This window comes from Pseudonocardia xinjiangensis (genome assembly GCF_050948425.1).
Classification (GTDB): Bacteria; Actinomycetota; Actinomycetes; order Mycobacteriales; family Pseudonocardiaceae; genus Pseudonocardia; species Pseudonocardia xinjiangensis.
Window position 1 is genome coordinate 1,919,800 of the sequence record NZ_CP192009.1, and the last position, 25,586, is coordinate 1,945,385.

Below are 25,586 nucleotides of genomic sequence, written 5' to 3' on the forward strand. Positions count from 1 at the left end.
CCACGGCCCACACTTCGGGTTTGGCTCCCGCTCGTCCGATCCCCGCTCCGGATCTCCGATCCGTGGCGGGACCTGTTCGGACCTGCATAGGATGCCGGAGCCGATCAACGGCCGACGATCTGTTGCGGGTCGTCGTGGTGGACGGGGTACTCACCCCGGACCCACGGCGACGGCTCCCCGGACGGGGTGCATGGCTGCACCCGGTTCCGGAGTGCCTGGACCGTGCCGAGCGGCGCTCGGCGTTCCCGCGGGCGTTACGCGTCCCGGGTCCGCTGGACACCGGTCCGGTGCGGGCCGGAATCGAAGGTGGGGGTCTGAGCGAGCACGCGAACGATGCAGTGCGGATGGGCAGTACCGCGAGCGGGGCCCGGGAGAGACCCGGGTCCGTCACACGAGGAAGCAAGGTCGACCCGTCATGAGCCAGTCGTGAAGATCGCACCATGAACGTGCTTCGACACTAGGTTCGAGGTCGAGCGGAAACCGCCGCCGGCCTCCGATAAACAAGGAGTGCAGTGGCAGGCAAGGCCCGCGTGCACGAGCTCGCCAAAGAGCTCGGCGTCAGCAGCAAGCAAGTCCTGAGCAAGTTGCAGGATCTCGGCGAGTACGTGAAGTCCCCGTCCTCGACCGTCGAGGCCCCCGTGGCCCGGAAACTTCGCGAATCCATGTCCAACGGCGACTCCGGTGGCCGACGCTCCGGTGGCAGGCCCCGGCCCGGGGGTTCCGCCCCCAGCCCGTCGGCGGTCCCGCCGCGCCCGGCGCAGCCCTCCGCCGGTGGTCCGGTGCCCGGCCCGCGTCCGCAGCCCGCCGCCCCGGCGGCGTCCGCACCGGCGCCCGCCTCGACCGGGTCGCAGGACCGTCCGCGGCCCAGCGGCCCGCGTCCCGGGCCCCGGCCCGGACCGTCGGCCGTGCCGTCCCGGCAGGAGCCCGAGCGCAGCCAGCCACAGCAGCCCGCCGCCCCGGCCCCGGCCGCACAGGCTCCGGCCGCCGAGGCTCCCGCCGCGCAGGCCCCGGCCGCTTCGGCGCCGGCTCAGCCGGCCACCCGGCCCGCGCCCGGTCCCGCGCCGCAGCGGCCCGCGCCCGGCCAGTCCGGGCGTCCGCAGCCCGGCTCGCAGAGCCCGGCCACGCCCGGTCAGCAGCGGCCCGCCGCCGCCGACCCGAGCACCGTCGTGCCGCCGCGGCCGAGTGGCCCGCGTCCCGGCCCGCGCACGCCGCGGGTGGGCAACAACCCGTTCGGCGTCGGTTCCGGCGCCCCGCCGCGTCCGGCCCCGCCGCGTCCCGGCCCGCCCTCTCCGGGGCAGCCCCCGGCTCAGGGCGGTCAGGGTCAGGGTCCGGCGCAGGGCGGCCCCGCCCCCCAGGGCGGTCCCCGGCCCGGTGGGCCTCGTCCCTCGGCTCCGCGTCCGGGTGAGCCCGGCCGCGCCGGCCCGCGTCCCCCGTCGCCCGGCAACATGCCTCCGCGGCCGAACCCCGGCATGATGCCGGCGCGTCCGGCTGCAGGGCGTGGTGGTCCTGGCGGTCCCGGTGGCCGTGGTGGTCCCGGTGGCCCCGGTGGGCGCCCCGGTGGTCCGGGCGGACGTCCGGGCGGTCCCGGTGGTCGTCCCGGTGGCGGTGGCTTCCGCCCCGGTGGCGGTGGCCCGGGTGGTCCCGGTGGCGGCGGTGCCCCGGCCGGTGGCGGTTTCCGTCCCGGTGGCGGCGGTGGCGGTCGTCCCGGTGGTGCCGGCGGCCGTGGCCGCGGTGGAGCCGCGGGTGCGTTCGGTCGTCCCGGTGGCCCGGCCCGCAAGGGTCGCAAGTCGAAGCGGCAGAAGCGCCAGGAGTTCGACTCGATGCAGGCCCCCTCGGTCGGCGGCGTCCGCCTGCCGAAGGGCCACGGCGAGACGATCAAGCTCCCGCGTGGTGCCTCGCTCACCGACTTCGCCGACAAGATCAACGCCAACCCGGCGTCGCTGGTGCAGGTGCTGTTCCACCTCGGTGAGATGGTCACCTCCACGCAGTCGGTGTCCGACGAGATCCTCGAGCTGCTCGGCACCGAGATGAACTACCAGGTGCAGGTCGTCAGCCCCGAGGAGGAGGACCGCGAGCTGCTCGACAGCTTCTCCATCTCCTACGGCGAGGACGCCGGTGGCGAGGAGGACCTGGTCATCCGGCCGCCGGTCGTCACCGTCATGGGTCACGTCGACCACGGCAAGACGCGCCTTCTCGACACGATCCGCAAGGCCAACGTCATGGAGGGCGAAGCCGGCGGCATCACCCAGCACATCGGTGCCTACCAGGTGGTCACCGAGCTGGAGGGCTACGAACGGCCCATCACGTTCATCGACACCCCGGGCCACGAGGCGTTCACCGCCATGCGTGCCCGCGGTGCCAAGTCGACGGACATCGCGGTCATCGTGGTCGCGGCCGACGACGGCGTGATGCCGCAGACGGTGGAGGCGATCAACCACGCCCAGGCGGCCGACGTGCCGATCGTGGTCGCGGTCAACAAGATCGACAAGGAGGGGGCCAACCCCGCCAAGATCCGTCAGCAGCTCACCGAGTACGGGCTGGTGGCCGAGGAGTACGGCGGCGACACGATGTTCGTCGACATCTCGGCGCGCGAGAACATCAACATCGACCAGCTGCTCGAGGCGATCCTGCTCACCGCCGACGCCTCCCTCGACCTCCGGGCCAACCCCAACATGGAGGCGCAGGGCGTCGCGATCGAGGCCCACCTGGACCGCGGTCGCGGCCCGGTGGCCACGGTGCTGGTGCAGCGCGGCACGCTCCGGGTCGGCGACTCGGTGGTCGCGGGCGACGCCTCCGGGCGCGTCCGGCGGATGTTCGACGAGCACGGCGAGGACGTCATCGAGGCGTTCCCGTCGCGTCCGGTGCAGGTCATCGGGTTCACCTCGGTGCCAGGCGCAGGCGACACGTTCCTCGTCGTCGACGAGGACCGGGTGGCTCGCCAGATCGCCGACCGGCGCCGGGCCCGCGAGCGCAACGCCGAGCTGGCGTCGCGTCGCAAGCGGGTCAGCCTGGAGGACCTGGACGCCGCGCTCAAGGAGACCAACCAGCTCAACCTGATCATCAAGGGCGACAACTCGGGAACGGTCGAGGCCCTCGAGGACGCGTTGCTGCAGCTGGAGGTCGGCGAGGACGTGGAGCTGCGGGTGATCCACCGCGGTGTCGGTGGCATCACCGAGGGCGACATCAACCTCGCCATCGCCGACAACGTCATCGTCCTGGGCTTCAACGTCCGGGCCGAGGGCAAGGCCACGGAGCTGGCCAACCGCGAGGGCGTGGAGATCCGGTACTACTCGGTGATCTACCAGGCCATCGAGGACATCGAAAAGGCGCTCAAGGGCATGCTCAAGCCCGAGTTCGAGGAGGTCGAGCTGGGCCGGGCCGAGGTCCGCGAGGTCTTCAAGTCCTCGCGCGTCGGCACGATCGCCGGTTGCCTCGTGATGTCCGGCACGATCCGGCGTAACGCGCGGGGCCGGCTGCTGCGCGACAGCGTGGTGATCGCGGACAACCTGCCGATCAGCTCGCTGCGGCGGTTCAAGGACGACGTGGTCGAGGTCCGCGAGGGTTTCGAGTGCGGTTTCACCCTCGGCAACTACAGCGATATCAAGGTCGGCGACGTCGTCGAGACCTTCGAGATGCGCGAGAAGCCGAGGAGCTGACGCGACGCGGGGGGAGCGGTTCCGCCGCTCCCCCCGCGGCGTTCACCGGATGGCCGTGGAGACCCCCATGTTCGTCGGAGCGCTGGAACTGGACGTCCTCCTGGGGGACGTCCAGTCCCTCAAGGAGAAGCGGTCGGTGGTCCGGCCCGTCCTGGCTGAGCTGCGTCGCAAGTTCGAGGTGGCTGTCGCCGAGGCGGGCCACCTCGACCTGCATCGCCGTGCACTGCTCGGCGTCAGCTGTGTGGCGGCCGACCACGGGCATGTCACCGAGGTGCTCGACCGGTGCGAGCGGCTCGTGGCCGCCCGCCCCGAGCTCGAGCTGCTGTCGGCCCGGCAGCGCATGCTGGGCCCCGACGACGACGAGTCGTAAGACCTAGAGGAGCACGTGATGGTGGACCAGGCCCGCGCCCGCCGGCTGGCCAAGCGGATCTCGCAGATCGTGGCTGCCGCCCTGGAACACGAGGTCAAGGACCCGCGCCTGAAGATGGTGACGATCACCGACACGCGCGTCACCGGTGACCTCCGGGAGGCCACGCTCTACTACACGGTGCTGGGTGAGACGGTCGACGCCGATCCCGACACCGCAGGTGCTGCCGCCGCCCTGGCGAGCGCCACCGGCGTCCTGCGCTCCCTGGTGGGGGCGGGCACCGGTATCCGCCACACGCCGTCGCTCGCGTTCGTGCCCGACCAGGTGCCCGACGAGGCTCGCCGTATGGAGGAGCTACTGGCTCGCACGCGGGAGTCCGATGCCGAGGTGGCCCGGCTCGCGGCAGGGGCCCGTCCGGCAGGTGATCCCGACCCCTACCGCACCCCGCGCGAGCGAGCCGAGGAGGAGTGATCGCACGCGGTGCCCCCTGTGACGACGGGGAGGCGGTGGCCGGCTCCCTCGACGCGTGCGTCGCGGCTGCCGCCGCGGTGCTGACGGAGGCGCAGGACGTCACCCTGCTGGCCCACGTCAACCCGGACGCCGACTCGCTCGGGAGCGCGCTGGCTCTGGGCATCGCGATGCGGCGCCGCGGCGCCGCGGTCCGGGTGTCGTTCGCGACGCCGGAGCAGGTGCCCGAGACGCTTCTCCCGCTGGACGTGCTGGGGCTGGTGGTCCCCCCGGACCAGGTGCCGATCGCCCCCCAGGTGCTGGTGGCCTGCGACGCCGCCGAGCCGTCCCGGCTCGGGAGCCTGGCGAACCGGTTGGACGCCGCCGGTTCGTCGGTCATGATCGACCACCACGCGTCCAACCCGGGGTTCGGCGACGTCCAGGTGCTGGACGCCCGGGCGGAGGCCACGGTCGTGCTGGCCCACCGCGTGCTGGTTGCGATGGGGGAGCCGCTCGACGCCGACATCGCCCGGTGCCTGTACGCGGGGCTGGTCACCGACACCCGCGGGTTCCGCACTGCGGGTGCGGCGGCGCACCGCATGGCGGCCGACCTCCTGTCCGCAGGGGTGGATGCCGAGGCGGTGGTGGGGCCGCTCATGGACACCCACCCCTACGGATGGCTGGACGCGTTGGGCAAGCTCCTGCAGAGCGCTGTGCTGGAGCCGGACGCGGCCGGTGGTCTCGGCCTGGTGCACGCGTGTGTGTCGTCGGCCGACACCACCCGCTTCCGCGTCGAGGAGATCGACAGCGTCGTGGACGTGCTCCGCACCACCGCCGAGGCCGAGGTCGCCGCGGTGCTGAAGGAGGTCGGCCCCGGGCGCTGGACCGCCTCGCTGCGGTCGAAGGGACGCGTCGACGTCGCCGCGGCGGCGGGGCTGCTCGGTGGAGGTGGCCACCGCGCGGCGGCGGGTTTCAGCCGGGACGGCTCGAGGGGCGAGGTGCTCGCGGCTCTCCGGCACGCGCTGGGGACGTTCGACGCAGTGGAACGCCCGGCCTGACCGCCTGTCTCCGGACCAGAGGCTCTTTTCCTCAACTTGTATTCGCCGCATTTCGCCTGTTATCGGCGCGTGTATCGGATGTGGTGGCAAGTTTATTTGCGAAGGGGTTACCGGCCGCCGGATAGTATTGTTTCGTGCGGGCGAATTTCTTTATTCAGACCTTTTCGGCGTCGCGGGAGAAACAGTCGGAGTCCGCCGGGTCCGCCACGATGCAGGGCCTCCCGGTCGGCACGCTGGTCGTCGCGTGCATCGCGGTGATGGTGGCCCAGATCAGCCTGGCCACCCCGGCGACGCTGAACGGGCTGTTCCAGCAGGACCTGCACCCCGTCGGATCGCAGCTGACCTGGATCTCGGATGCGTTCCTGCTCCCCGTCGCTGCGTTGGAACTGAGCTTCGGCGTCCTGGGCGACCTGTTCGGACGCAAGCTGCTGCTCGTCATCGGCGGCGTCCTGCTGACGGCCGGCGAGTTCGTCGCGGCGGCGGCACCCGTCGTGCAGGTGGTCTGGGTGGGACAGGCGCTGGCCGGCCTCGGCGCCGGAGCGGTGTTCCCGACGTCGCTGGCGATGCTGGTGGCGGGCACCCACACCACGAGGGACCGGTCGAGGAGCATCGCGCTGTGGGCGGGCTTCCTGTCCGCCGGGGGCGTCATCGCTCCGGTGCTGGGTGGCATCACCGGCAGCTACGGCTCGTGGCGGTGGTCGCTGATCGTCGTCGGCATCCTCGGCGTGGTGTCGATCGTGCTCGGTCTCGCGTTCGCGACCGACTCCCGGGCACCCGAGGGGCGGTCGCTGGACTGGGGTGGCCAGGTGACGCTGGCCGTCGGCCTGATCGCGTTGCTCTACTCCGTCATCCAGGGCCCCACGGACGGCTGGACGGACACCGCGGTGATCGCCGGGTTCGTCGTGGCGGCCGTCTTCCTCGCGCTGTTCGTCGTGGCGGAGTCCCGGGCCGCATCGCCGATGCTGCGGCTGGATCTGTTCAGCAACCGGGCATTCGCGGTGGCCTCTGCCGTCGCCGTGATCGGCATGTTCAGTTTCCTCGGCACCGCCTACGCCACGAGCATCCGGCTGGGCCCCGTCCAGTTCCAGAGCCCGTTGCGGACCGCGGTGCCGTTCCTGCTCCTGCAGGGGCCGGCGTTCGTGCTGATCCCGCTCACCTCGTGGCTGCTCCAACGCGTCAACCCGCGCTGGCTGCTCGGATCCGGCTTCCTGTTCATGGCCGCAGGCCAGTTCGCCGCGGCGACAGTGCCCATCGCCGACACCACACTCACCTCGCTGGTCGTCCCGATCGGGTTGGTGGGGATCGGGTTCGCGCTGGCCGTCACGTCGATCACCGCCACGGCCGTCAACACCGTTCCGATCCACTACGCGGGCATGGCCAGCGCCGCCACGAGCCTGCTGCGCGACTTCGGCTTCACACTCGGCCCGGCGGTGATCGGCGCCGTCGCACTCGGCGAGGCGGGCGCACGGTTCACCTCGACCGTCGCCGGTGCCGGCCTTCCCGCGGGCGAGGTGGACGCTGCCCGCTCCGTGGCGGGGGAGGGCGGCCCGCTCGCCGTGAACGCGATCATGCCGGGCCAACCGGGTGCGGCCGCCCACCAGGTCGCCTACGACGCGCTGGGCCACGGCTTCGCGGTCGGCTTCGCCGTCTGCCGTGCCGCTGCCCTGTTCGCCGCGGTGCTGACGGTGGCCGCCATGCGCGGCGGCCGGTCGGACAACATCGTCCGGCGGGAAGCCCTCATCGAGTAGATCGAGTGTCCGAAGGGGCAGATGATCTGCGGGTCGGTCGATCATCGGCCACCATGGGTCGATGACTCGACCTGACGGGGCACCCACGGCCTCCACCACGGGGCGCTTCCTGCTCGTGCTCAACGACGACGTCTTCGGGGACGACGAGGCCTCACGTGCAGTGGTGCGCGACGTGAGCGGCACCGAGGACGTCGTCTCCACCCGTGACGGTGACATCGGGGTGCGTGACCTCGGGGGGACGGGCGCGCTGCTGTTCGCCGAGCTCGGGATCGCGGTCGTCACCGTGGCACCCGAGCGGGTGGGTGCGGCGGGGCTGTTCGAACCGGCCGACGACCGGTTGCTGGCCGTGGAGCCGGAGCGCGTGGTGCATGCCCTGCAGGACGTGGCTCCGATCGACTCCACGCAGGAGGAGGAGTTCACCGACACCGCGGAGTCGACCTGGGGCCTGCAGGCCACGGGTGTGCTCGCGTCGGCGGAGTCCGGAGCCGGCATCACCATCGCAGTGCTCGACACCGGCTTCGACCTGCAGCATCCCGACTTCGCCGGCCGCGACATCACCGCGCGCTCGTTCGTCGACGGGGAGACGGCCCAGGACGTCCAGGGGCACGGCACGCACTGCGCGGGCACCATGGCAGGGCCGCTCGACCCGCCGCAGGGCCCGCGCTACGGGGTGGCGTACGGGGCACGGCTGCTGGTGGGCAAGGTGCTGAACGACCAGGGGAGCGGTACCGACGCCGACATCCTCGCCGGGATGAGCTGGGCCATCAGCGCGGGCGCGCAGATCATCTCGATGTCCCTCGGCGCCGACCAGCGCCAGATCTCCACCGCCTACGAGACGGTGGGGCGCCGCGCCCTCGCGGCCGGCACGCTGATCGTGGCGGCGGCGGGCAACAACGCGCACCGCTCCCAGGGGGATCCCGGTTTCGTCGGGGTACCGGCGAACAGCCCGTCGATTCTGGCGGTGGCGGCGGTGGACGCCGCACTGGCCGTGGCCGACTTCTCGGCCGCGGCAGGCGACGTCGACGGTGGCGAGATCGACATCGCGGCGCCGGGGGTGGCGGTCTACTCCAGCTGGCCGGTCCCGAGGCGGTACAACACGATCTCGGGCACCAGCATGGCCACCCCCCACGTCGCCGGGATCGCCGCGTTGTGGGCGCAGCGCAGCGGGGCGGACGGCCGGGAGCTGTGGGACGCGCTGGTCGGCGCGGCCCGGCCGCTCGGACTGCCCGCCCAGGACGTCGGCGCCGGGCTGGCGCAGGCCCCGTCGTGACGACGCCCGCAGGCCCCGAGCAGACGCCGGTCACGGTCACCGTCGACGACGCCCACCTCGACGAGCTCGACCGCCTGGCCGACCGGCTGCGCGCGGCCGGGATGGAGGTCGAGCAGGTGCTGGAGCCGGTCGGCGTGATCACCGGCTCGGCCCCGCCCGGCTGGGAGTCCCTCGCCGACCTCGACGGCGTGGCGGCGGTGGAGCCGGGGCGCACCGTGCGACTCCCGCCACCCGATGCGCCCCAGTAGGCGGCGCATCGCCGGTTGATCCGCCCCCCTGCCGTCCCGGCTACGGTGGGCGCGATCGAACGAAGGAGCCCAGCCCGATGACGTCCGACACCGGACCCGCCCGTACCGAGCCCCCCGCGAGGTCGGCCCGCCGTGCCTTCCTCGCGGCCGCCCTGCGCAGGCCGGCGACGATGGGCGCGATCGCGCCCAGCTCGCCGCGGCTCGGGGCGGTGCTGGCGTCGGTCGTGCCGGGCGCGGGTTCCCCGGTGGTGGTGGAGCTCGGGCCGGGCACCGGTGCGGTGAGTGCCGTGATCGCGGAGAAGCTGCCGCCCGGTGCCCGGCACCTCGCCGTCGAGCTGGACCCCGACATGGTCGCTTTCCTGCGGCGCACCCGGCCGGGGCTCGAGGTGGTGCCGGGCAACGCGGCGAACCTCGGCGCCCTGCTCGGCGAGCGGGGGATCACCTCCGTCGACGCCGTGATCTGCGGCCTGCCGTGGGCCTTGTTCGACGACTCCACGCAGACCGCGCTGCTGGGCGAGATCAGCAGCGCGATCGGCTCGACCGGGGCCTTCACCACGTTCGCGTACCTGCACGGGATGACGCTCGGCGCGGCGCGGCGCTTCCGGCGCACGCTGCGGGAGACGTTCGACGAGGTGCTCGTCACCGCCACGGTATGGCGCAACGTGCCGCCTGCGTTCGTCTACGTGTGCCGACGTCCGCGCGGGGGGCCCTCCATCGGTGGCTGAACCCTCGATGAGCCCGCTTCGATGACCCTGACCAGCGACCGCCTCCCGGCCCGGGAGGTGCTGCGGCTGGCGGCTCCCGCGCTGCCGGTGCTGGCGGCCGAGCCGCTGTACCTGCTCGTCGACACCGCGGTCGTCGGCAGGCTCGGCGCGGTGCCGCTCGCCGGTCTCGCCGTCGCCGCCGTCCTGTTCGCCCAGGTCACCAGCCAGCTGAACTTCCTGTCCTACGGCACCACGGCCCGCGCGGCGCGGCTGTACGGGGCGGGCAGGCGCGGCGACGCCGTCGGCGAGGGGGTGCAGGCCACCTGGCTCGCGCTCGCGGTCGGGCTGGTGGTGATCGTGGTCGGCCAGCTCGTCGCCCGTCCGGTGGCCACGGCGCTCGGTGACGGCGGTGCCATCGCCGATGCCGCCGTGTCCTGGCTGCGGGTCGCGCTGTTCGGGGCCCCGCTGGTGCTGGTGACGCTGGCGGGCAACGGCTGGATGCGCGGGGTCCAGGACACCGCGAGGCCGTTGCGCTACGTGCTCGCCGGCAACGGGCTGTCCGCGGTGAGCTGCTTCGTGCTGGTGCACGGCCTGGGTGGGTGGGCAGGCCTGGGCCTGGTCGGCTCCGCGATCGCCAACGTCGCGGGTCAGACGGTCGGCGCCGGCCTGTTCCTCGGGGCACTCGTCCGGGCCGCGCGGGCCGAGGGGGTGCCGCTGCGGCTCCGGCCTGCCGTGCTGAGGATGCAGCTCGCGCTCGGGCGGGACCTCATCGCCCGCAGCCTCGCCTTCCAGGCGTGCTTCCTGTCCGCCGCGGCGGTCGCCACCCGGTTCGGTGCGGCGAGCGCCGCTGCCCACCAGATCGTGCTGCAGCTGTGGTTCTTCCAGGCACTGGTGCTCGACGCGGTGGCGATCGCGGCGCAGTCGCTCGTGGGCGCGGCGCTGGGGTCGCCCGAGCGGGGAGCCGAGCGGGCGAAGGCACTCGCCCGGCAGGTCACCCGCTACGGGCTCGTGCTCGGCGTCGGGTTCGGCGCGCTGTTCGCCGCGCTCTCCGGGGTGCTGCCACCGGTGTTCACGCCGGACCCCGCGGTGCTCGCGGTGGTGCCCGTCGCCTGGTGGTTCTTCGCGGCCATGCAGCCCGTGGCCGGGGTGGTGTTCGCCCTGGACGGCGTGCTGCTCGGCGCCGGGGACGCCGCCTACCTGCGCACCACCACGCTGGCCGCCGCGGTGCTCGGGTTCCTCCCGCTGATCTGGGCCTCGCTGGCGTTCGGCTGGGGCCTGGCCGGCATCTGGGCCGGGCTGACCCTGTTCATGCTGTTCCGCCTGCTGGCGGTGGGGCTGCGGGCCCGCTCGGACCGGTGGGTGGTGACCGGCGCCGTCCGCCCGGCGGGATGACGGTCGCGCTCACCCCGCCGACCACACCGGCTCGTTGGTCTCCCGCACCTCCCCGTCGCCCGCGAACAGCACGAAGCGGTCGAAGCCGCGGGTGAACCAGCGGTCGTGGGTCACCGCCAGCACCGTGCCCTCGAACGCGCCGAGCGCCTGCTCCAGCGCCTCCGCGGAGGCGAGGTCGAGGTTGTCGGTCGGTTCGTCGAGCAGCAGCATCGTGGCGCCGCACAGCTCCAGCAGCAGGATCAGCAGCCGCGCCTGCTGACCGCCCGACAGCGTCTCGAACCGCTGCTCGGCCTGCGCGGCCAGCTCGTAGCGGTCCAGCGCCTTCATGGCGGCGCCGCGGGTGCGGCCGGACCGGTCGGCGTCCCCGCTGACGAGGACGTCCAGCAGCGTGCGTCCGGTCAGCTCCGGCCGGTCGTGGGTCTGCGAGAAGTGCCCGGGACGCACGCGGGCACCGAGCCGCGCCACGCCGGCGTGCCGCACGGCCGAGAGCGCCGCACCGCTCGCCGGGACGGCTCCCGGTTCCGGGTCGCTGCCCCCGCGCGCGAGCAGCCGCAGGAAGTGGGACTTGCCCGAGCCGTTGGCCCCGAGCACCGCCACCCGGTCGCCGAACCACACCTCCAGGTCGAACGGGTAGGTCAGCCCGTCCAGCTCCAGCTGCTCGCAGACGAGAGCCCGCTTCCCGGTGCGCCCGCCGCCCAGCTGCATCCGGACGTTCTGGTCGCGGGGCTTGTCCGGAGGCTTGCCCTTCCCGTCCCGCCCGCTCTCCAGGAACCGGGCCAGCCGCGTGCGCGCGGCCTGCAGGCGCGACGCCATGTCGTCGTTGGACGCGGCCTTCGCCCGGTAGAACGCCACCAGCCGCTCCAGCTTGGCGCGTTCCTCCTCCCACCGGCGGCGGTCCTCGTCGATCCGCTCGTGGCGCGCCACCCGCGCGTCGTGCCAGGACGCGAACCCCGCCGGATGCACCCACGCCGACCCCGCCTCGACGGTGACCACGCGCTGGGCGGTCCTGGCGAGCAGCTCGCGGTCGTGGCTGACGAACAGCACGCTCTTGGCCGACTCCTGGATCCGGCCCTCCAACCAGCGCTTGCCGGGGACGTCGAGGAAGTTGTCGGGCTCGTCGAGCAGCAGCACCTCGTCGGGGCCCCGGAGCAGCAGCTCCAGCGCGAACCGCTTCTGCTCGCCTCCGGAGAGGGTGGCGACGGGGCGCCCGCTCACCTGGGCCCACGGCAGGCCCAGCACCGCGACGGCGGCCGTGTCGAACTCCACCTCGGCGGCGTACCCGCCGGCCTCACCCCAGTCGGCGAGCGCATCGGCGTAGCGCAGCTGCGAACGCTCGCCGTCGTCGAGTGCCCGCTCGGCGGCACCGAGCCGCAGCCCGGCCGCGCGCACGGCGGGCGGGGCGAGGGACAGCGCGAGGTCGGCGAGGGTGCGGTCGTCGGCGATGGACCCGATGAACTGGTGCATCACCCCGAGGCCACCGCTGCGGGCGATGCTGCCCGCCGCAGGCGACAGGTCGCCGGCGATCATGCGCAGGAGCGTGGTCTTCCCGGCGCCGTTCGGTCCGACGAGCGCGATCTTCGCGCCGTCACCGACGCGGAAGCTGACGTCGGAGAACAGCGTCCGGCCGTCGGGGAGCCGGTGGCCGACCGACATCGCCTCGATGTGTCCCACGAAGCGGAGATGGTGCAGCGTGGCGGCCCGGCGGTCGAGCCGATATCGGCGGGGCCCCGGCCTACACCGGGAGGACCGGGACCCGCAGCAGGCCCTGCCCGACGAGGGAGGCGATCGCGTCGAGCTTCTCCTCCGAGGCCCGCAGCACCTTGTCATCGGCACCGCGCTCCCACACCCGCTTCGCCTCGTCCCACGCGAGATCGCGGGTGAACCGGATGACGAGGTCGGCCATCCAGTTGGCCGTGCGGTCCCAGATGGCGTCGTCCGGCCCGCGGCTGAGCAGGGAGCCCAGTTCCTCGCGCAGGGGGTCCATCTCCTTCTCGAAGACGTCGTTGATCAGGCAGTAGTCGTGGAACTGGTCGCTCTCCCGCCCGTCGCCGTCCGGGGCGATGTGCTTCCACGTGGCCACGAGCGCGCACGAGAGGTCGAAGTTGATGTGCGCGTTGACGCCCGCCACGGCGAAGTTCACCGGCGCGATGCGGGGGTTGCTGCGGTTGTCGAAGAGCAGCCGCCAGACCCCCGGCGTCTCGTGCATGTTCTCGGCGTAGGTGCGCAGGGCCCGCAGGTAGCGCTCCGCGAACTCGATGTCGAGCCGGATCAGGAACTCCGGTGAGCGGAAGTCGCCGCTGTCGGCCATCTGCCCGATCCGGGCGGTGATCACGTGGTAGAGCTGGGTGAACGCCGCGATCCCGTCGTTGTTCCCGCGCATCGACGTGCTCGCCGCGTGCTGGTGGATGGCAGCGAGCCGCTCCACCACCTCGGGGATCGACGTCGGCGCTGCGCCCCCGGCGAGCACGGCGAGCTGCTGCGTGGAACCCGGCCCCCGTACCGCTCGCGCCGCATCTCCGATGTCCTCGATGTCCACTGCGAACTCCTCTCGTGTAGGTCCACGTTCGGGTGACGGCCCCAGGTGAGGAGGGGCCACCCGCCGTCCTGATACGGCAGGTGCCAGGTGGTGCGATGATCTCCCCCGTCATGGAAGGCGGTGTGGGCCCTCTGGATTCCGATCGTCCGCATGGCCTAACGTCGCCTCACGTGACCGAGCGCCTGGCTTCGCCTCCGCTCGTCGGCAGGGACGATGACCTCGCTCTGCTCACAGCGACGCTCGACGGGGTGCAGCAGGGCCGGATGGCCACGGTCTTCCTGGTCGGGGACGCGGGCGTCGGCAAGACACGGCTCGTTCAGCACCTCGTCGGCCGCGCCGACGGGGCGGACGCCACCGTGCTCCTCGGCGGCGCCACCGACATCGCGGAGAGCCCGCCGTTCTGGCCGGTCGCCTCGGCCCTGCGCTCCCTCCTGCGGTCGGCGCGGGGCGAGGAGGTGCAGCGGCTGCTGGCGCCGTGGGCCGACCAGCTCGACGAGCTCGTGGCGCTGAGCCCGGCCGTTCCCGCGCTCGCGGCCCAGCAGGCGCGCGTGCAGACCCTGGAGCTGCTGCATCGCGTGGTGCTGCGCCTCGCGGCGCGCTCGGTAGTCGTGCTCGTCGTGGAGGACCTGCAGTGGGCCGACCGGTCCACTCTCGACCTGCTCGCCTACCTCGTCGCGAACCTCGCCGACGAGCGGGTGCTGGTCGTCGGGACCTACCGCACGGATGAGGCCTCGGACTCGTCCCCGGCGCGCACGATGATCAACGAGCTCCGGCGCCACCGCCAGGTGCGGTGCATGGAGGTGGAGCCGCTCGGGCGCAAGGCGGTGGCGGAGCTGGTGCACGCCCTCGCCCCGGGCCGGACGGACCTGGTCGAGCTCGTGTGGAAACGCTCGGCAGGCAACGCGTTCATCGCCGAGGAGACCGTGCGAGCCGCCCTCGAGGGCGACCCGACGGGCCTGCCGACGACGCTGCGCGAGCTCGTGCTGTCGCGCGTCAACCGGCTGTCCGAACCGGCGTTGCGCGCCGTGCGTGCCATCGCGCTGTGCGACGGGCCGCTGCCGCACCGGCTCCTCGACACCGTGCTGGACGGCGGCGGGCCGGACCTGTTCGGTGCCCTGCGGGAGGCGGTGAACGCGGGCGTCGTCGTGGTCGACGACGGCGTGGACGGCTACCGGCTCCGGCACGGGCTCATGACCGCCGTCGTCATCCGGGAGCTCCTGCCGGGCGAGCGGATGCACCTGCACCAGCGCTACGCCACGGCGCTCGAGGCCCCCTGGGCGCGCGAGCTGCCCGGCGTGGACGCCCGGCTCGCCCACCACTGGCAGTCGGCGGGCGACACGCAGCGCGCGGCCGCCGCCACCGTGGCGGCGGCCGAGTCGGCCTACCGGGTTCGGGGCTACGCCGAGGCGCACCGCCACTGGCTACGGGCCGCGCGGCTGGCCGGTGGGCTGTCCGCGGCCCCCGTCCCGCGCACCATCTGCCTGGAGCGGGCCGCCGAGGCGGCCCACCTCGCCGGCGACGCCGACCAGGCCGTCGCGCTGCTCGCCGAGCGGCTCGACCTGATGGAGACGCCGCACCGGCCCGGTGACCTCGACGAGGCGCTGCTGCACGCCCGCACCGGCCAGTACCTCGTGGCGGCCGGCCGCGGCGCGGAGGCCGCCCTCGCGTTCGGCCGGGCCACCGCGGCGCTGCCCGCGTCCGGTTCGGACCGGGAACGGGCCGAGGTGCTCGGCGGCCACGCGTCGGCGCTGTGGACGGCGGGGGACTTCGCTGGCGCGCAGGTGGCCGCCGAGCGGGCGCTCGAGCCCGCCCGGCGGATGGGGCTCGCGGTGGAGGAGGCCAGAGCCCTCGCGACGCTCGGCTTCAGCCTGGCCTACCGGGAGGACCCGGAGGCGGGGGAGGCGGCCCTGCGCGAGTCGCTCGCCGTGGCCGAGCGGGCCGGTGAGCCCCGGGAGATCGCGCGGGCCTACCGCAGCCTCGCGGAGCTGCTGTCCGGGCCGCTCAACGAGCTGGACCGCGGCGTCGAGATCGCCCGGGCCGGGATCGACCGCGTCCACGCGCTGGGACTGGACCGCAGCGCGGGGGTCGGACTGATCTCCGTGGCGGCCAACGGCCTCTTCCGCCTCGGGCGCTGGGACGAGGCGGACGCGGCGATCGCCGAGGCGTGGGAGGTGGCACCCAGCGGCGCGGAGGCTCTGGAGCTGCGGCTGTCCCGGGCCCGGCTCGACATCGGGCGGGGGCGCTTCGCCGCTGCGGAGGACGACCTCGAGGCCGTCGAGGTGCTCTCGGCGAGCACCATCGGCCCGCGCTACCGCATTCCGCTGCTCACCCTCCGCGCCGGGCTCACGATGTGGCAGGACCGCCCGGACGTGGCGCTCGACCACGTCGCCGCGGGCCTGGACGTCGTGGAGCAGGGGTCGGACGACGTGTGGCTCGTCGCCCCGCTGGTCTGGCACGGAGCCAGGGCGCGCGCCGAGCTCGCGCGGCTGGGGCTGCGCCGGGCCGACGACGGCATCGACGCCCGCCTGCGCCGGCACGCCGCTGAGCTGATCCGCAACTCGGCGGCGTCGGTGCCCGCGGTCCGCGACATGGTGCTGGGCTTCGTCCAGATGTGCGAGGCCGAGGACGGGCGGGCGCGCAAGCGCTCCGACCCGCAGGCGTGGGAGCGCGTGGCCGAGTTCTGGGAGTCGCGCAACCAGCCCTACCCCCGCGCGTATGCCCACCTGCGCAGGGCCGAGGCGCTGCTCGCGGTCCGGGCCCAGTCGGTGGCGGCCACGGAGGCCCTGCGCCATGCCGGGCACCTCGCCCGCGAGCTCGGGGCAGAGCCCTTCATGGCGGAGGTCGTCGACCTCGCGGAACGGGCCCGCGTACGGATCGACGCCCCGGCGCCGCAGACCGTCCCGGCCCCCGCACCGGCGGTCGCCGTCGCCTCGGCCGAACAGGAGGACGAGCTGGCCGCGTTGACGGCCCGCGAGCTCGAGGTCCTCGCGGAGCTGGCCGGCGGCCACACCAACCGGGAGATCGCCCAGCGGCTGTTCATCAGCGAGAAGACCGTCGGGGTCCACGTCAGCCACATCTACGCGAAGCTCGGCGTGCGCAGCCGCGTGCAGGCCAGCGCGATCTGGCTCCGGTCGGCGCCCGCGCACCGGGGGAAGCGGGCTGGTGCCCCGTAGCCGTCACTCTGCCGCCGTCACTGGGCCGCCGTCACTGGGCCGCCGTCGCGAACGCGCCGTCGTCGAAGGTGCGCCGCACGCGGTCGATGAGGCGGGCCCGGCTCGGCCCGAGGCTCCCGATCGGGATCCCCGTGTCCCGCGCCACCTCCGCGTAGGGCCGCGGCTCGTCCGCGAACAGCGCGGTCATGATCGTCCGGCCGCGCGGGGGAAGCGTGCCCACGATCCGCCAGAGCCGGGCCGCGGTGTCGGCGTCCACCACCTGCTCCTCCACCCCCGGGTCGGAGGTGGGCACCGCGTCCATCTCGAGGGCCACCATGCCCTGGCCCTCGCGCAGGATCCGCAGGCACTCCCGGGACGCGGTCGTGGACAGCCAGCCGCCGAGCCGGTCGGGGTCGCGCAGCGAACCCAGGTGCTCCACCAGGCGGAGCCAGGTGCGCTGCTCCGCGTCGCGGGCGTCGGCGTCCTGCAGCCGGTAGTTGCGCACGACCGCCGTGACGAGACCGCGGTACCGGGCCACGATCTCGGCCCACGCCCGGTTGTCGCCCTGTGCGGCCAGCGCGACCAGCTCGGTGTTGCGGAGGTCCTGGGTCGTCGGTGCGGTGGACGCGGTCATCGCCGGCTCCTTCGTCACTGGGTTCGTGATCAGCGTCGAGGGATCCGGCTCGGATGTCGTCAGGACAACGCCCTAGGTGTACTCCGTAGGACCCCCTAGATCGGTGACAGTTGCGGCAGCCGCCGTATCACCGGCTCCCACCCGTGACTCATCCCGCGGTCCGACACCGCTCGCCGTTCGATCCGGGGAGCAGGAGCAGGACGACACAGCCGGGGGGCGACGACGGGAGCGATGGGAATGAGCGTGATGACGGCCGAGGCGAACGGGACGAGACTGGTCACGACGGGCCGGACCGGGACAGGACCGGCCCTGCCGGGACCTGCCGCGGCGGGCCGGGCGGCGTCGAGATCGGCGGCCCGGGACGACGCGCCGGCCGGAACGGACCCGCCGGCCCAGCGCGCGGCGGGCGCGATCGAACCGGTCACCCCGGAGGCGATCGTCCACGTGCTGTCCCGGCTGCAACCGGGAGCCGACGCCGGGCGGGCCGGAGAGGGCGCCGGCCCGGTCAACCGGCTGCTCGCCGAGGTGGTGGAGGCGGCGGGCATCGACGGCGACCTGGCTCCCGACGGCGAGTACGTCACGGTGCTGGTCACGGAGCTCGCGAAGCGCTACCTGCGGGCCGTCAGCTGTCACGCGCGCGGGCTGGCCGTGCCGCAGGCATGGCAGGAGATCCTCGACCGGTGGGACCCGGCCGCGGCCGACCCCGCGCGGATCACCCTGGCGGCCGGCCTCACCATCGTCGGCCACGATCTCCCGCCGGCCGTCGTGAGCGCCTGCACGCTGCTCGGGCGCACGCCCGGCCCCGCAGAGCGCGCGGCCGTGCAGCTGATCGTCGCACTGATCGCCGACGTGCTGAGGGAGACGGCCCCGGCGCTCCCCGGCGCCACCGACGCCGGTGGCGGTCCGCGCCTCCTGCTGTCCCGCACCGACGCCTGGCGGCAGGCCGAGGTCCTGTGGGCCGTCCGCGGGCGCCCGTCCGAGGCCGAGAAGGAGCGGGCGGCGATGGACTGGCGCGCCGGCCTCGTCGTCCGGGGGCTGCTCGCCACCCCCGGCTGCTGACCCGGCCCCGGCCCGCTGCTGCCGGGTCGGCAGAGGGCAGGAAGAATCGCCCCGTGTGAACGCCGTCCCCTCCGGCCTGGTCGTGGTCGACAAGCCTCCCGGTATGACCTCGCACGACGTCGTCGCCCGGCTGCGCCGGATCCTCGGCACCCGCAAGATCGGGCACGCCGGGACGCTCGACCCGATGGCCACCGGCGTGCTCGTCTGCGGTGTCGGCCGCGGTACGAAGCTGCTCGGGCACCTCGCGCTCGACACGAAGGCGTACACGGCGACGGTGCGCCTCGGCGCGACGACCAGCACGGACGACGCCGAGGGCGAGGTCATCGCCACGGCCGACGCCACCGCCGTCGACGATGCGGCGATCGCCGCCGGCATGGCCGCGCTGACCGGGGCGATCGAGCAGGTGCCCAGCTCGGTCAGCGCGATCAAGGTCGACGGCAAGCGGGCCTACGCCCGCGTGCGTGCCGGCGAGGAGGTCGTGCTGCCGGCCCGTCCCGTGACCGTCTCGCAGTTCCGGCTCCTCGCGCGGCGCGGCGACGACCTCGACGTGCTGGTGGAGTGCTCGTCGGGCACCTACGTCCGGGCGCTGGCCCGCGACCTCGGCTCCGGGCTGGGCGTCGGTGGGCACCTGACGGCGCTGCGCCGCACCCGTGTCGGCCCGTTCCCGCTGGAGCACGCGCGCACGCTGGAGGAGCTCGAACAGGGCTCCGCGCTGACGCTGTCGCTCGACGAGGCCGTCGGCGTGGCGTTCCCGCGCCGCGACCTCGACGCCGCGCTCGCCGGGGACATCACGCACGGCCGCCCGCTCCCCGCCGCGGGGGTGAGCGGCACCTACGGCGTCTTCGCCCCGGACGGCCGGGCGCTGGCCCTGGTCAGCGAGCGGGGCGAGCTGGCCCGCCCGGTGGTCGTGCTCGCGCCCGCGTAGGGCGGGTGGGAGTCGCCGAGGGGGCCCGCAGCGCGTTCCGTAGGCTCGTCCCGTGCAGCGCTGGCGGGGGCTCGAGGCCGTGCCGAGTGGCTGGGGACGCAGCGTCGTCACCGTCGGCGTCTTCGACGGGGTCCACCGCGGCCACCAGCAGCTCATCGGGCGAGCGGTGGAGCGGGGACGGCAGCGGGGGCTCCCCACCGTGCTCATGACGTTCGACCCCCACCCCGCCGAGCTGATCCGCCCGGGCAGCCACCCGGCCCGCCTCACCAGCCTCCGGCGCCGGGCCGAGCTGGTGGCGGGGCTGGGCGTCGACGCGTTCTGCGTGCTGCCCTTCACCGCCGAGCTGGCCCGCACGGCCCCTGCCGAGTTCGCCCACGAGGTGCTCGTGGAGCGCCTGCACGCGGCGGACGTCGTGGTCGGGCGCAACTTCACCTTCGGGCACCGGGCCGCGGGCGACGTGGCGTTGCTCGCCGAGCTGGGGCAACGGTTCGGGTTCGGGGTGGAGGGCCTGGACCTGATCACCGACGACGGCATCACGTTCTCCTCCACCTACATCCGGGCCTGCATCGACGCGGGCGACGTGGAGGCGGCCGCCGCCGCGCTGGGCAGGCCGCACCGCATCGAGGGCGTGGTCGTGCACGGCGACCAGCGCGGTCGCGAGCTGGGCTTCCCCACGGCCAACCTGTCGACGCCACCCTTCACCGCACTGCCTGCCGACGGTGTCTACGCGGGCCGGTTCGGGATCGACACCGTCGACGGGGGGAGCCGCCTGCTCCCGGCGGCGATCTCGGTGGGCACCAACCCGACGTTCTCCGGACGCGTGCGGTCCGTCGAGGCCTACGTGCTCGACGTCGAGGAGGACTTCTACGGGTTCGAGGTGGCACTCGACTTCGAGCACCGGCTGCGCGGGCAGGAGCGCTTCGACGACGTGGAGGCGCTCATCGTCCAGATGAACCTCGACGTCGAGCGCACGCGTGAGCTCCTGGGCGGTTGACGCCGCCGGCCGGGTGCCGTGGCGGGGTGCGGGAGTTTCCGCGTTCGGCCACGGGGGCGGTGCTCGAGGTGTCAGCATCCTCCGCATGGCTGAGCCAGGTGCAGACGCGCTGCGGTCCCGGATCGCGGGCAACCGCGAGCGGCAGCGGGAGCTCTACGGGGCGCCGCTGGGCGACCACGTCCGCAGGCTCACCTCCGCGCTGGGCATCTCGCAGTCCCGGCTCGCCCGCACCCTGGGGATCAGCCCGGCGATGCTGAGCCAGCTGGTGAGCGCGCGGCGGGTGAAGATCGGCGACCCTGCGGTGCTCGCCCGGCTGCTGCTGCTCGACCAGCGGTGCCACGCCGTCCGCGTCCCACCCGAGCCACGCGCGGTCGACGCCCTGCTGGCCGACGTCGCGCGGGCGCGGTGGCAGTGGCACGCGCCGCGCGTCCCGGCGCAGCGAGCTCACCGGGAGCCCCACTCCGGCACCGCGGCCGCCGCTCTGCGCGGGATCGCCGAGCCGGCCCGGCTGGCTGCCGCGGCCGTCGCGCTCGGCCCGGGCTTCCCGGAGCTGGCAGAGGTGCTGCGGCAGGCCGCGAGCCGGCCGGGAGCCTGACGGGTGCGCCTGTTCACCGCGCTGTGGCCCCCCGCCGAAGCCGTCGCCGCACTCGCGGCCGCCACGGCACCGGCGGGGGAGCCGCCCGGATGGCGCGCGGTCGACCCGGCGACCTGGCACGTCACGCTGGTGTTCCACGGAGAGGCCGATGCGGGGGTGCTCGCCCGCAGGCTCGACGGCGCGGCAGGCGGCGCACCCGCGCCGCGGCTGCGGATCGCCGGTGCCGGGGCGTTCCCCGGCGTCCGCTGGGCGGGGGTGGAGGCCGACGACCCCGAGGCGCTGGCCCGGCTCGTCGCCGCGGCAGGCGGCGAGGAGGAGGCGTTCGTCCCGCATGTCACGGTCCTGCGCAGGCGGCGTCGGCCGGGCCCGGGTGCCGATCCCCACCCGCCGGCCCCGTGGGCGTCGCACCGCGGCCCCTGGTGGCGTCCCGCGGAGGTGCTGCTGGTGGCGAGCGAACCGGCCAGGGGCGGCTCCCGTTACCGGCCCGTCCACCGCGTGTCCCTTGCCGAACCGGGCAGCTGACCGGCACCCCGGGCGCGCCGGGAGGCGGCGCCGACGACGGGACCGTCCTGCCTGGTAACGTGGAGTGCTGGGTCCGGCTGCAGTCCGTGGCGGCCGGCACCGTCTTCCGGTGTTCAACATCATGCACCGGCCTCACGGCACACAGCAACGAAAGAGGAGCACGTGGCACTCGACGCCGCACAGAAGAAGACGATTCTGGACACCTACGGTGTCCACGAGGGTGACACCGGTTCCCCCGAGGCGCAGGTCGCGCTGTTGACCAAGCGGATCAGCGACCTGACCGAGCACCTCAAGCTGCACAAGCACGACCACCACTCCCGCCGGGGGCTCCTGCTGCTGGTCGGCCGTCGCCGCCGGCTGCTGAAGTACCTGGCCTCGGTCGACGTCGCGCGCTACCGGTCCCTGATCGAGCGCCTCGGCCTTCGCCGCTGACCTCCCGTCGGCCCGGGCCACCAGGTTCTCCGAGCCCGGTGGCCCGGGCCGGCACCACAACTCCACGACGCCACGCCTCCGGTAGCAGATCCGCCGGTCCTCGGTAGTGGCTCCCGGGCCGATGTGCCCCGGGGGCTTCGATCGAAGACCGGCTCGGCCGAGGATCCTCCCGGTGCAGGCGTGGGGTCTCCCTCCGAAAGAGGAGATGTCCACTTCATGACCGATGCCCAGACCGATACGGCGGACAACGTCCACGAGACCACCGCCGTCATCGACAACGGGAGCTTCGGCTCCCGCACGATCCGGTTCGAGACCGGGCGTCTCGCGCGCCAGGCCGCCGGGTCCGTCGTCGCCTACCTCGACGACGAGACGATGCTGCTGTCCGCCACCACGGCGTCCAAGCAGCCCAAGGAGCACTTCGACTTCTTCCCCCTCACGGTGGACGTCGAGGAGCGGATGTACGCGATCGGCAAGATCCCCGGCTCGTTCTTCCGCCGCGAGGGTCGGCCCGGCACCGACGCGATCCTGACCTGCCGGCTGATCGACCGGCCGCTGCGCCCGTCGTTCGTCGACGGCCTGCGCAACGAGATCCAGATCGTGGTCACGGTGCTGTCGCTCGACCCGCAGGACCCCTACGACGCACTGGCGATCAACGCCGCGTCGGCGTCCACGCAGCTCGCCGGGCTGCCGTTCTCCGGTCCGATCGGCGGCGTCCGCGTCGCGCTGATCGACGGCCAGTGGGTGGCCTTCCCGCAGTACGAGGACCTGCAGCGCGCCGTGTTCGACATGGTCGTGGCCGGTCGGGTCGTCGGTGACGACGTCGCAATCATGATGGTGGAGGCCGAGGCCACCACCGAGACGATCGAGCTCGTCGCCGGGGGCGCCCAGGCGCCCACCGAGGACGTCGTCGCAGCCGGCCTGGAGGCGGCCAAGCCGTTCATCCGCAGCCTGTGCGTGGCCCAGCAGCAGCTGGCCGACGTCGCCGCCAAGCCCACGGGCAACTTCCCGACCTACCCGGCCTACCAGGACGACGTGTTCGAGGCCGTGGCCTCGCACGCGTCGGACGACCTGGCGCAGGCGCTCGCCATCGGTGGCAAGCAGGAGCGCGAGTCGCGCCTCGACGAGGTCAAGGCCGCCGTGCTCGACAAGGTCGGCCCGCAGTTCGAAGGCCGCGAGAAGGAGATCGGCGCGGCGTTCCGCTCGCTCAACAAGAAGCTGGTCCGCCAGCGCATCCTGCGCGACCAGGTCCGTATCGACGGCCGGGGCATCACCGACATCCGGCCGCTGTCGGCCGAGGTCGAGGTCGTCCCGCGGGCCCACGGTTCGGCGCTGTTCGAGCGCGGTGAGACCCAGATCATGGGTGTCACCACGCTCAACATGCTCCGCATGGAGCAGCAGATCGACTCGCTCGGCCCGGAGACGCACAAGCGCTACCTGCACCACTACAACTTCCCGCCGTACTCGACCGGTGAGACCGGTCGGGTGGGCTCGCCGAAGCGCCGCGAGATCGGCCACGGCGCGCTGGCCGAGCGGGCGCTGCTGCCCGTGCTGCCCACGCGCGAGGAGTTCCCCTACGCCATCCGGCAGGTGTCGGAGGCGCTGGGCTCCAACGGCTCCACGTCGATGGGCTCGGTCTGCGCGTCCACGATGTCGCTGTACAACGCCGGTGTGCCGCTGAAGGCGCCGGTCGCGGGCATCGCCATGGGCCTGGTCAGCGACGAGGTGGAGGGCCAGACCCGCTACGTCGCGCTCACCGACATCCTCGGCGCCGAGGACGCGTTCGGCGACATGGACTTCAAGGTCGCGGGCACCGCCGAGTTCGTCACGGCGCTGCAGCTCGACACCAAGCTCGACGGCATCCCGTCCGAGGTGCTGGCCGCGGCTCTGTCGCAGGCCAAGGACGCGCGGCTGACGATCCTCGAGGTCATCGGCGAGGCGATCGACCGCCCCGACGAGATGAGCCGCTACGCCCCGCGCGTCGTGGCCATCAAGGTCCCGGTGGACAAGATCGGCGAGGTCATCGGCCCGAAGGGCAAGATGATCAACTCGATCACCGAGCAGACCGGTGCCGACATCTCCATCGAGGACGACGGCACGATCTACGTCGGTGCGTCCGACGGCGACTCGGCCGAGGCGGCGATCGGCATGATCAACGCCATCGCCAACCCGCAGCTGCCGAAGATCGGTGAGCGGTTCCTGGGCACGGTGGTCAAGACCGCCGCGTTCGGTGCCTTCGTGTCGCTGGTGCCGGGCAAGGACGGCCTGGTGCACATCTCGAAGCTGGGCCAGGGCAAGCGGATCGCCAAGGTGGAGGACGTCGTCAAGGTCGGCGACAAGATCCGCGTCGAGGTCACCGACATCGACAACCGCGGCAAGATCAGCCTGGTGCCGGTCGGCGAGGACTCCGACAACGGCACCGCGCCCGCGGGCACCGGCGCCGACACCGGCGACGCTGCCGACATCGACGCCACGGCCGCCGAGGTCTCTCCGAATTGACCGACGTTCTTCTGACGCCGGGGGCGGGGGCAGCTGCCCCCGCCCCCGGCGGCGTCTCCCGCACCGCGCTGCCCGGCGGGCTGCGGGTGCTCACCGAGACCGTGCCGGGCGTCCGTTCGGTGTCTCTCGGCATCTGGATCGGCATCGGCTCGCGTGACGAGACGCCGCGGCAGGCCGGCGCCGCCCACTACCTCGAGCACCTCCTGTTCAAGGGCACCCGGCGGCGCACGGCGGTGGACATCGCGGAGCAGTTCGACGCCGTCGGCGGCGAGCTCAACGCGTTCACCGAGAAGGAGCACACCTGCTACTACGCGCAGGTGCTCGACACCGATCTCCCGCTCGCGGTGGACGTGCTGGCCGACGTCGTCACCGCCGCGACGATGGCCCCGGCCGACGTCGAGGTCGAGCGCGGGGTGGTGCTCGAGGAGATCGCGATGCGCGACGACGACCCCGAGGACCTGCTCGCCGAGCTGTTCGACGAGACGATGTTCGGCGACCACCCGCTGGGCCGGCCGGTGATCGGCTCGGAGCAGTCGATCCGGGCGATGAGCCGGGAGACCCTGCACGACTTCTGGCGCGGCAAGTACACCACTCCGCGGATGGTCGTGGCCGCGGCAGGCAACCTCGTGCACTCCGACGTCGTGGAGCTGGTGACGGCGGCACTGGGTGACGCGGCGGCCGCTGCCGGTCCGGCCGCTTCCGTCGGCCCCCGCCGGCCCGCGCCTGCCGTGCTGGCCCCCGGTCCGCGGCTGGTGCTGCAGTCCGAGGACACCGAGCAGGCGCACCTCATGCTCGGCGTCCCCGGTCTGTCGCGCCACCACCCGCTGCGCACGGTGCTCACCGTGCTCAACACCGCGCTCGGCGGCGGTCCGAGCTCTCGGCTGTTCCAGCAGGTCCGCGAGCAGCGCGGGCTGGCCTACTCGGTCTACTCGGCGGTCACCAGCTACTCCGACGCGGGCCACCTCGCCGTCTACGCCGGGTGTGCGCCCGAGCGTCTCGACGAGGTCGTCGCGGTGGTGCGGGGGGTGCTCGCCGAGGTCGCGGCCGACGGGCTGACCCCCGCCGAGGTCGCCCGCGCCAAGGGCAACCTGCGCGGCGGGCTCGTCCTCGGGCTGGAGGACACGCCGTCACGGATGAACCGGCTCGGCCGCGGCGAGCTCGACCACGGCCGGACGCGCCCGGTCCAGGAGAGCCTCGACCGGATCGCGGCCGTCACGCCCGAACAGGTGTCCGACCTGGCCCGCGAGCTTCTCGCCGTCCCCCTCACCGCGGCCGTGGTGGGCCCCTACGACGAGGAGCGGGACCTCCCCGCGTCCCTGCGCTCCCTGGCCTGACCGCGCGGCGCGAGCGG

The 25,586-nt window shown here is 73.7% G+C and carries 22 protein-coding genes; 19 read left to right on the forward strand and 3 right to left on the reverse strand.

The window, feature by feature from the left end; all coding sequences use genetic code 11:
* The first annotated feature begins 62 nt into the window (after positions 1-62).
* The 10 genes from ACQPZA_RS09085 (at position 63) to ACQPZA_RS09130 (ending at position 10,890) form a co-directional block, all read left to right on the forward strand.
* Positions 63-419, forward strand: a complete 357-nt coding sequence (locus tag ACQPZA_RS09085; RefSeq protein ID WP_312859131.1) for a YlxR family protein — start codon at positions 63-65, stop codon at positions 417-419.
* A gap of 93 nt (positions 420-512) precedes the next feature.
* Positions 513-3,656 (forward strand): translation initiation factor IF-2, encoded by a 3,144-nt coding sequence (gene infB / locus ACQPZA_RS09090; RefSeq protein ID WP_433279799.1) that lies wholly within the window; start codon positions 513-515, stop codon positions 3,654-3,656.
* 67 nt (positions 3,657-3,723) lie between these two features.
* Entirely contained in the window at positions 3,724-4,026 is a 303-nt protein-coding gene (locus ACQPZA_RS09095) for a DUF503 domain-containing protein (RefSeq protein WP_433279800.1), read from the forward strand.
* Between the two features lie 18 nt (positions 4,027-4,044).
* Positions 4,045-4,494, forward strand: coding sequence for a 30S ribosome-binding factor RbfA (gene rbfA / locus ACQPZA_RS09100; protein WP_169396349.1), 450 nt, complete (start codon positions 4,045-4,047; stop codon positions 4,492-4,494).
* A 35-nt stretch (positions 4,495-4,529) separates the two neighbouring features.
* The gene (locus ACQPZA_RS09105; protein WP_433282734.1) at positions 4,530-5,528 is read left to right on the forward strand and encodes a DHH family phosphoesterase; all 999 of its coding nucleotides are present in this window, start codon (positions 4,530-4,532) and stop codon (positions 5,526-5,528) included.
* Positions 5,529-5,662: 134 nt separating this feature from the next.
* On the forward strand, positions 5,663-7,276 hold the full coding sequence (locus ACQPZA_RS09110; protein ID WP_433279801.1) for an MFS transporter: 1,614 nt from the start codon (positions 5,663-5,665) through the stop codon (positions 7,274-7,276).
* A 61-nt stretch (positions 7,277-7,337) separates the two neighbouring features.
* Complete coding sequence (locus tag ACQPZA_RS09115) at positions 7,338-8,546, forward strand: S8 family serine peptidase (protein ID WP_433279802.1); 1,209 nt, start codon at positions 7,338-7,340, stop codon at positions 8,544-8,546.
* Positions 8,543-8,794 carry a hypothetical protein gene (locus tag ACQPZA_RS09120; RefSeq protein WP_433279803.1) on the forward strand — a complete coding sequence of 84 codons (252 nt, stop codon included), beginning with the start codon at positions 8,543-8,545 and terminating at the stop codon, positions 8,792-8,794. Before ACQPZA_RS09115 ends, ACQPZA_RS09120 begins: the two co-directional genes overlap by 4 nt.
* A 77-nt stretch (positions 8,795-8,871) precedes the next feature.
* A complete protein-coding gene (locus tag ACQPZA_RS09125) occupies positions 8,872-9,519 on the forward strand; it encodes a class I SAM-dependent methyltransferase (protein WP_433279804.1) in 648 nt (215 codons plus the stop codon).
* Between the two features lie 21 nt (positions 9,520-9,540).
* The gene (locus tag ACQPZA_RS09130) at positions 9,541-10,890 is read left to right on the forward strand and encodes an MATE family efflux transporter (protein ID WP_433279805.1); all 1,350 of its coding nucleotides are present in this window, start codon (positions 9,541-9,543) and stop codon (positions 10,888-10,890) included.
* Between the two features lie 9 nt (positions 10,891-10,899).
* On the opposite strand, the gene ACQPZA_RS09135 is transcribed toward ACQPZA_RS09130, so the two are convergent.
* On the reverse strand, positions 10,900-12,561 hold the full coding sequence (locus ACQPZA_RS09135) for an ABC-F family ATP-binding cassette domain-containing protein (protein WP_433279806.1): 1,662 nt from the start codon (positions 12,559-12,561) through the stop codon (positions 10,900-10,902).
* 61 nt (positions 12,562-12,622) lie between these two features.
* Positions 12,623-13,426: a DUF5995 family protein gene (locus ACQPZA_RS09140; RefSeq protein WP_169396356.1), complete on the reverse strand. Its 804-nt coding sequence runs from the start codon at positions 13,424-13,426 to the stop codon at positions 12,623-12,625.
* A gap of 170 nt (positions 13,427-13,596) precedes the next feature.
* Here ACQPZA_RS09140 and ACQPZA_RS09145 point away from each other — a divergent pair, with 170 nt between their 5' ends.
* Positions 13,597-16,599, forward strand: coding sequence for a helix-turn-helix transcriptional regulator (locus tag ACQPZA_RS09145; protein WP_433279807.1), 3,003 nt, complete (start codon positions 13,597-13,599; stop codon positions 16,597-16,599).
* Positions 16,600-16,630: 31 nt separating this feature from the next.
* Here the strand turns inward: ACQPZA_RS09145 and ACQPZA_RS09150 are convergent, their stop codons facing one another.
* On the reverse strand, positions 16,631-17,212 hold the full coding sequence (locus ACQPZA_RS09150) for an RNA polymerase sigma factor (RefSeq protein WP_433279808.1): 582 nt from the start codon (positions 17,210-17,212) through the stop codon (positions 16,631-16,633).
* 237 nt (positions 17,213-17,449) lie between these two features.
* On the opposite strand from ACQPZA_RS09150, the gene ACQPZA_RS09155 reads away from it, so the two are divergent.
* From ACQPZA_RS09155 to ACQPZA_RS09190, 8 genes are all read left to right on the forward strand, one after another.
* Positions 17,450-18,271, forward strand: a complete 822-nt coding sequence (locus tag ACQPZA_RS09155; RefSeq protein ID WP_211174270.1) for a DUF5995 family protein — start codon at positions 17,450-17,452, stop codon at positions 18,269-18,271.
* A gap of 55 nt (positions 18,272-18,326) precedes the next feature.
* The gene (gene truB, locus ACQPZA_RS09160) at positions 18,327-19,196 is read left to right on the forward strand and encodes a tRNA pseudouridine(55) synthase TruB (RefSeq protein ID WP_407692207.1); all 870 of its coding nucleotides are present in this window, start codon (positions 18,327-18,329) and stop codon (positions 19,194-19,196) included.
* Between the two features lie 52 nt (positions 19,197-19,248).
* Complete coding sequence (locus ACQPZA_RS09165; RefSeq protein WP_169396360.1) at positions 19,249-20,190, forward strand: bifunctional riboflavin kinase/FAD synthetase; 942 nt, start codon at positions 19,249-19,251, stop codon at positions 20,188-20,190.
* Positions 20,191-20,275: 85 nt separating this feature from the next.
* Entirely contained in the window at positions 20,276-20,785 is a 510-nt protein-coding gene (locus ACQPZA_RS09170) for a helix-turn-helix domain-containing protein (protein WP_169396361.1), read from the forward strand.
* Between the two features lie 3 nt (positions 20,786-20,788).
* On the forward strand, positions 20,789-21,307 hold the full coding sequence (thpR, locus tag ACQPZA_RS09175; protein WP_433279809.1) for an RNA 2',3'-cyclic phosphodiesterase: 519 nt from the start codon (positions 20,789-20,791) through the stop codon (positions 21,305-21,307).
* A 162-nt stretch (positions 21,308-21,469) separates the two neighbouring features.
* Positions 21,470-21,739 (forward strand): 30S ribosomal protein S15, encoded by a 270-nt coding sequence (gene rpsO / locus ACQPZA_RS09180; protein ID WP_169396364.1) that lies wholly within the window; start codon positions 21,470-21,472, stop codon positions 21,737-21,739.
* Between the two features lie 216 nt (positions 21,740-21,955).
* Positions 21,956-24,235 carry a polyribonucleotide nucleotidyltransferase gene (locus tag ACQPZA_RS09185; protein WP_169396365.1) on the forward strand — a complete coding sequence of 760 codons (2,280 nt, stop codon included), beginning with the start codon at positions 21,956-21,958 and terminating at the stop codon, positions 24,233-24,235.
* Positions 24,232-25,569 carry a M16 family metallopeptidase gene (locus tag ACQPZA_RS09190; RefSeq protein WP_433279810.1) on the forward strand — a complete coding sequence of 446 codons (1,338 nt, stop codon included), beginning with the start codon at positions 24,232-24,234 and terminating at the stop codon, positions 25,567-25,569. The genes ACQPZA_RS09185 and ACQPZA_RS09190 overlap by 4 nt, the downstream gene beginning before the upstream one ends.
* Positions 25,570-25,586 lie beyond the last annotated feature (17 nt).